This is a genomic window from Amycolatopsis sp. NPDC023774, from assembly GCF_040639695.1.
Taxonomy (GTDB): Bacteria; Actinomycetota; Actinomycetes; order Mycobacteriales; family Pseudonocardiaceae; genus Amycolatopsis.
This window is the reverse complement of record NZ_JBFAAJ010000034.1, coordinates 68,252-74,251: the sequence shown is the minus strand read 5'-3', so window position 1 is coordinate 74,251 and position 6,000 is coordinate 68,252. Positions and strand designations below refer to the sequence as shown.

The 6,000-nt window shown below is 67.9% G+C and carries 6 protein-coding genes and 1 pseudogene; 3 read left to right on the top strand and 4 right to left on the bottom strand.

The annotated features are described in order from the left end of the window. Window positions 1–215 (top strand): annotated as a pseudogene (locus AB0F91_RS40005) (class I SAM-dependent methyltransferase); the annotation flags it as partial. 270 nt (window positions 216–485) lie between these two features. On the opposite strand, the gene AB0F91_RS40000 reads toward AB0F91_RS40005, so the two are convergent. Beyond that, complete coding sequence (locus AB0F91_RS40000; protein WP_360606493.1) at window positions 486–881, bottom strand: hypothetical protein; 396 nt, start codon at window positions 879–881, stop codon at window positions 486–488. A 506-nt stretch (window positions 882–1,387) separates the two neighbouring features. Between AB0F91_RS40000 and AB0F91_RS39995 the strand changes: the two genes are divergently transcribed. After that, a complete protein-coding gene (locus tag AB0F91_RS39995; RefSeq protein ID WP_360606491.1) occupies window positions 1,388–1,816 on the top strand; it encodes a sigma-70 family RNA polymerase sigma factor in 429 nt (142 codons plus the stop codon). Window positions 1,817–2,371: 555 nt separating this feature from the next. Here the strand turns inward: AB0F91_RS39995 and AB0F91_RS39990 are convergent. Beyond that, on the bottom strand, window positions 2,372–3,301 hold the full coding sequence (locus tag AB0F91_RS39990; RefSeq protein ID WP_360606489.1) for a ParB/RepB/Spo0J family partition protein: 930 nt from the start codon (window positions 3,299–3,301) through the stop codon (window positions 2,372–2,374). Continuing rightward, entirely contained in the window at window positions 3,301–4,026 is a 726-nt protein-coding gene (locus AB0F91_RS39985; RefSeq protein WP_360606487.1) for a ParA family protein, read from the bottom strand. The genes AB0F91_RS39990 and AB0F91_RS39985 overlap by 1 nt, the downstream gene beginning before the upstream one ends. A gap of 840 nt (window positions 4,027–4,866) precedes the next feature. On the opposite strand from AB0F91_RS39985, the gene AB0F91_RS39980 reads away from it, so the two are divergent. Next, window positions 4,867–5,133 carry a hypothetical protein gene (locus AB0F91_RS39980; RefSeq protein WP_360606485.1) on the top strand — a complete coding sequence of 89 codons (267 nt, stop codon included), beginning with the start codon at window positions 4,867–4,869 and terminating at the stop codon, window positions 5,131–5,133. Here the strand turns inward: AB0F91_RS39980 and AB0F91_RS39975 are convergent, their stop codons facing one another. After that, window positions 5,134–5,556: a hypothetical protein gene (locus tag AB0F91_RS39975; protein ID WP_360606483.1), complete on the bottom strand. Its 423-nt coding sequence runs from the start codon at window positions 5,554–5,556 to the stop codon at window positions 5,134–5,136. Between the last annotated feature and the right edge of the window lie 444 nt (window positions 5,557–6,000).

Sequence of the window (6,000 nt, the reverse complement as noted above, 5' to 3'; positions counted from 1 at the left end):
TCGAGTGGGCTACCGAGCCGATCGACCTGAGCGGCAGTGCCGAGCAGGTGTGGGCGTCCGTCTCGACGGTCTACAACCTCATGCCGTTGGACCCGGCGGTCGTGAAGTCGCTCGAAAAGGAGTTCCTGACCCAGGCAGCCGGACTGGCCGACGCCGACGGCCGGGTCCCCTCCGCGCAGAACGTCCATGTAGTCACCACCACACTGGCCAACTAACGCTCTCACCCGACCATCCGGGGTCACATGCGCTGAAAAGCTGCTCAGTTCGCAGGCAGTAGTACAGCTGGCCGAGGAACCGGTTGAAACGGTGCTACAGGAAACCGCGCAACCGTCCCCGAGCTCCACTGCGCCACGGCAAGGCGGTCGCTCCAGGGTCCCGGCAGCTGTGGAATACGCGCTGATCGAATACGCGAGCCTGCCAGTAGGAGGTCCGCCCAGGCGGCATGGTGCCTGGCCCGGCCGTTCCGAGCCAGGCCGGACACCCGCTCAACTCCGGTCCTCCAATGCGCGGATCCTCGCGACGAGGCCGGCGATGGCTTCCTGTGCTGTCGTGAGCGCCGCCTCCAGAGCGGCAATCCGGGCGGCTTCGCTCGGCGCAGTCTCGAGTTGCTCGCCCGTGGTGTGCACCCACGCGGCGCGTCCATCGGGCAGCGTCCCGGGCTCCCGGCACACGAATCCGATCTTGGTGAGCACCCGCTGCGCCTCCATGGTGGTGAAGGACTGCCGGTCCCAGCCAGTTGCGCGGGCGAGCACCTGCTTTGGCGGGTAGACCGTGCCGTTCACCTCCACGATGTACTTCCTGATCTCCTCCGGCTCCTCGCCGAGCATGGCCCGCTCGACATCCAGCTTGCTCTGGTCGAAGTCCCTGCCGCCCACCTTCATAGCGCTCCTCCCGCGCGGTAACTTACTGTCAGTTCCTGTAAATACAGTGTGTACCTGTAACTTCCTTTCCGTCAAGACCGAACAGTTCGTCGGCCCACGGAATGCGGGCGCAGCGGAAGCGTGCTCGCCGACGAGTTGGGCGTGATCGGAGATGGAAACGGCGATGCCTCGATCGGGTGGATCGTTGTCAGCTTCGGGCGCGTAGCGGCACTTGCTTGGCAGGTTCCTCAGCGAAGGAGGCCCCGCGATGATCAGCTGGACGGACAAAGTCTTCGGTGTCACCGAGGACACCCGCGCGGAAGCAGAGCGCCGCAAGACCTACGTGCAGGTCCTCGATCATCTGCCCGCCGGCGGTGTGGTCGACGATCTACGCGCGGACGGTTCCCACGTGAAGATCTACATCCAGCAACCGCAGGCGGGGAGCGCGAGACGCGGTGTTAATTCTCGGAAGGATGAGCCCCGAGGGGGTCTAGCGGCGTGCTCTCGCACTCCGCGAGCAGTACTACGTGCGGCTGGCCAAATACGCGGTTGTGCTCGGCGCGTCCACCCATGAGGCACGTGCCGCTGCCGACGACGCGGTCATCAGCCTGGTCCTCCGCGAGCAGCGCTTCGACCTCTGCCCCCTCGCAGACGCCGAGCGCTGGCTGTTCGCCGTCGTACGCAACACCGTCCGCAAGACCCTGCGCGCACGCGGCCGCGAAGTACCCATCGACGCGACCCAGCTCGCGGACCAGCTGACGCAGCCGACCTGGTCCTCACCCGAGCAGCGCGTCGACGCGATGGAGGTCCTGCGCTCGCTCTGCGAACTGGACGAGTCCTACCGGATCCCCGTGGCCCTCGCCTCCCAAGGCCGATCGGCACAAGACATCGCGCGGATCCTCGACATCTCGACGGACACGGCCGCTCAACGGATCTCCCGGGGACGGAAGCTCTGACGCGGCCGCACAGGCTACGCGCGGCCGGAACGCGTGCTGATCACAACCGAGGAGGACCGGCCCGAATGAGCGACGCCACGCACAACCCCAACCAGGACAACCTGGATCGGCACCTGGGCAACCTCGACGACCACTTCGAGGCGACCTTCGCCGCCGACGTCGAGGACCCCTCGGCACATCGGAGCCTTCCGGACCGCACTCGCGCGCCGGATGCAGCGCGAGGGCCTGATCGAAGGCCCGAGCGCAGAACTGGCCCTGGCCAGGGCCAGCGCCAGGGCCGCTCGCGACTCGGCGCAGCGATTCGGAGCCGGTCTCGACGAGCCGGAGCACAACATTTTCGACGACACGCGCCACACAACGACGTAGCCACCCACGGCAACCTGACGGGCCTGCGCCGAGGATCGGGCCCAACCCCCGCACCGGCCCGATGCTGGAAACGGCGTTTCCACCCGGCGCGGGGGAACGCCCACAGGCTGCTCGACCGGGAACGGCTGCGGAACGCAAGACGGGCGGGTGGAAACGCCGTTTCCACCCGCCCGCTGCCACGCGGTACGTCTACGCCTCCGCAGCCGGCTCCGATGCCTCTTCGGTGAGCAGCCGGATCAGCTCCTGCAGCTCGTCCGGAGAGAACACCGATCGGATCGACGCCGCCGCGATCGCCGGCGACGACGCGCGGATCGCCCGCCGCCGCGTCATCGCCACGACCGGCTTCTTCGGCGCCGGCATCCGATATGGCGGCCCGGCGTCGACGATCTCCTGCTGAGTCGCCTCCGGCAGCTCCCCGAACTGTCGCGCCTGCTCGATGGTCAACGCACCGTGCGAGAACGCCTGCCTCAAGCCCGGGATGAGGTCCAGCAGCACGAGCCGCTGCCGAATGTAGGTGTGGGACTTGCCGATCTCCGTGGCGAGCTCGCGCAGCGACATGCCCCGCCGATCCATCACCGCCGATAGCGCCTCAGCTTCCAGCAGCGGCGGCAACGCGCGTCGCTGGCTGTTCTCGATCAGCATCACCTCGTACATCGAGCTGGCCGACTCGTCGTTAATGATGATCGGCACCTCGTCCAACGGTGCACGACGTGCACCCTCGAGACGGCGGTTACCGATCAGCACGACCCAGTCGAAGCCCTCGACCCGCGACGCTTCCCCGGGGAACTCGGCGAGGTAAGCCTCGACCGAGCACACCACCAGGGGCTGGATGATCCCTCTCGCCCGGATGGTCGCGGCCAACCCGTCGACCTCGTCGTCGAACCCGGCCTGCCGCTTGTTCAGCGGGTTCGCGACGACACGCGAGACCGGTACAGACCGCATCGCGCTTTCTGGCTCGCCGGCGTCAGGAGCGTCCGCTGCAGCGTCGGGTACCGACACCAGAGCTGGCCCCGATTCCGGCGCCGGGGCTTGGACTGGGGCTGAAGCTGGGTTCTTGTCCTTCGCGGGGTCGTAGAAATCGACCTTGGCCAGATCGGCCAGATTGACCCGCTTGGCCATCACCGCTCACCCGCCACGGTGGAAACGGCGTTTCCACCCACCCGATGCTTCGGCGCCTCTCCGTTGCCGCCGCTGCCCAGGACCTCCAGCGCCAGGCGGAAGAAATCCTGCCGTGCCTCCAGAGCGGTCCGGTTCTTCGCGTACTGCACCACCGTGACACCCTCAGCCGGCGCCCGGGTGTGCAGCTTGTAGTGCCGGATCACCGTGTTGAACATCGGGTACCCGAACGCCCTGATGTAATCGCGGGTCTGCTCCAGATCCGACGCCCCGTCACGCGGATCCCAGTTGTTGATCAGCACCTTGAACGGCTTGCCCATCGGCTGAAGCACCCGCTCGATCGTCCGCCGCGCCGGCGAGAAGCCCATCGGCTCCGGCTCGACCGGCACGATCACCTCGTCGGCCTCCTCGAGGACCGCGCGAAGCACTGCCTCTTCCTCCAGCGAACCCGGCGTATCCACAAAAATGTGGGAGTAGTTCTGGATGCGCTTGAGCTGCCGCAGCTGCTGCGGATCGTCATGGCACTGCGCGAAATCGAACGGCAGATCATCACCGACCCGCTCCGCCCACTCCAGCATCGACGCCTGCGCGTCCGCGGAAACCCCCAGAACCGGGGTGTTGTCAGGGGTGCCGCCCATCGTGTCGGCCAGCGTCGCGGCCAGATTCACCGCGACAGTGGTCTTCCCGACACCGCCCTTCTGGCACACCACGGCATGAACCTTCGCCATATTTGACCTCCGTGTGCTTCCCCGGCCCGTGGCGACGTGACCAGGTACTTCGGATTGACGCGCCCAGGATGGCATGAACCACCCGCGACATCCGGGACCACGGCGTGTCGCCGTCCAGACCGCGCTCCTGAAGGGTGGAAACGCCGTTTCCACCCCGAACACAGCGCTCGCCTGGACCGCCAACTGGAAACGCCGTTTCCACCACCCAAACGCTGCGCCGAACCTTCCGCCTCGCGAACGGCAGTGTGGAAACGGCGTTTCCACCCGCAGCCGCACACCGCCCCGCGGGGAAGCGGACATGACTCCACCGGGCGCGACCGGTAGAGAGCCGCGCCGGGTGGAAACGCCGTTTCCAGGCGAGAGCCGGAGGCACCGCCGCCATGGGGCAGCTGGAAACGCCGTTTCCACCCACGAGTTGGCGCGGCCACTGACATCGCCGAACCGGCTCGGTGGAAACGGCGGTTCCACCGAGCTGCACGAGTTAACGGAGCCTGGTCCGAACCAAACCGACGCGCGTGCGTGGAAACGACGTTTCCACCAAGCAGCCGCGCTTCGCCTCGCGGGGGAGACGGATGGCCTCGCGTCGCGCCTTGCGACCGGTGCAAAGCTGTCCCGGGTAGAAACGTCGTTTCCACGCCACAGCCTCGCCGTCCAGCATGACGTCCACCCAGGGCGGGCGAGCGCCATGATCTCCGGGAATCACGCGGCGAGGTTGGTGTCCCGGCGTGATTGCAGCACCGGTCGCCCACGGCAAGCGCGGCGCGCCATGTTGGCTGAACCAACCCGGGCCCCGCCGTGGATGATTTGGCGAACGAGCGACTTGGGCCGGGAGGCGTAGGCATGGTGGACCGGGCGGCGCGGGAGCTTGACACGCCGAAGGCCGAGTGGGTCGTCAACCTTCCAAGCGGACCGCCGGAGAAGGAAGCCCTCGCGCGCCTCGTCGACGCCGATGGCGGCCGCGACGACGCCGAGAACTCCTACTACGAGGCTTTCGCTGACCCGGACTTCACCCGAGTTGAGACCACACAGCGCCGGTTCCGCGGCCAATACCTCCGACGGCTGCGACGCCTCGCAGCGCGATATGACCACCGACACTGCACTTATTGATCAGTCATTCCGCGCCGAGCGGAGGACTGGGCTGAGCTCGGCGAGCATGGCGGCCAACTGGCCCGCGCCGTGCCGCGCACGCTCATCAGCGTCCCGTTCCACCGCCTCGCACTCCCGCACGGCGGCGTCCCGTTCGCTGGCGATCACCCCGAACACGTCGAGCACAGCAGTATGAATCCACTCAGCGTGGTCAGGGCCGGCAGCGGCCAGAGCAGCCGCGACCACAGCAAGACCGGACGAGTCCTGACGCCGGAGCAACGCCTCCGCCGTCGCACGGGTGACAAACGTGTCACCCGCGTCAAGCACGAGGCCCAGCAGCGGCCCCCTGGCCTCCACCATCTCGGCAAAGTTGGCAAGACCGCGACCCGCGTCCGCCCTATCGCGCCAGTCGGGGCTTCCCGCAAGCCTGATCAGCGCCGACACCACGTCTGCCTCACCTCGTTGCCCACGGCCACATTCTCCCGCGAACCCGCTCGGTGGAAACGCCGTTTCCACCGAACCGCCCCACACGACAACGGGTGTAGGCGCACGCGCCAAGCCACCGGAATCCGGTCCGAACCAGCCGACACCTGTCCGTGGAAACGCCGTTTCCACCCGCCAGCAACGCCTGCCACTCGGCTCGCCGAAACCCGTCGGCGGCCGCCGACCGACCCCGCCGATGCGAGGCGCCGGCCCACCGGGGGACCACGCCCGTCAACCCGCCGAACCCTCATCCGCGCCCCCCGCCGACAACCCGCCGACGACATGGGCGCCGACCCCGCCGACCCACCCCGCCGAACACCGTCTGATCAGCGCCTTCAGCGGGTCATCGGCGGGGTGCCCGGCGAGGCATCGGCGCCCCCTGTCGGCGGGTGCTCGGCGCCCCGT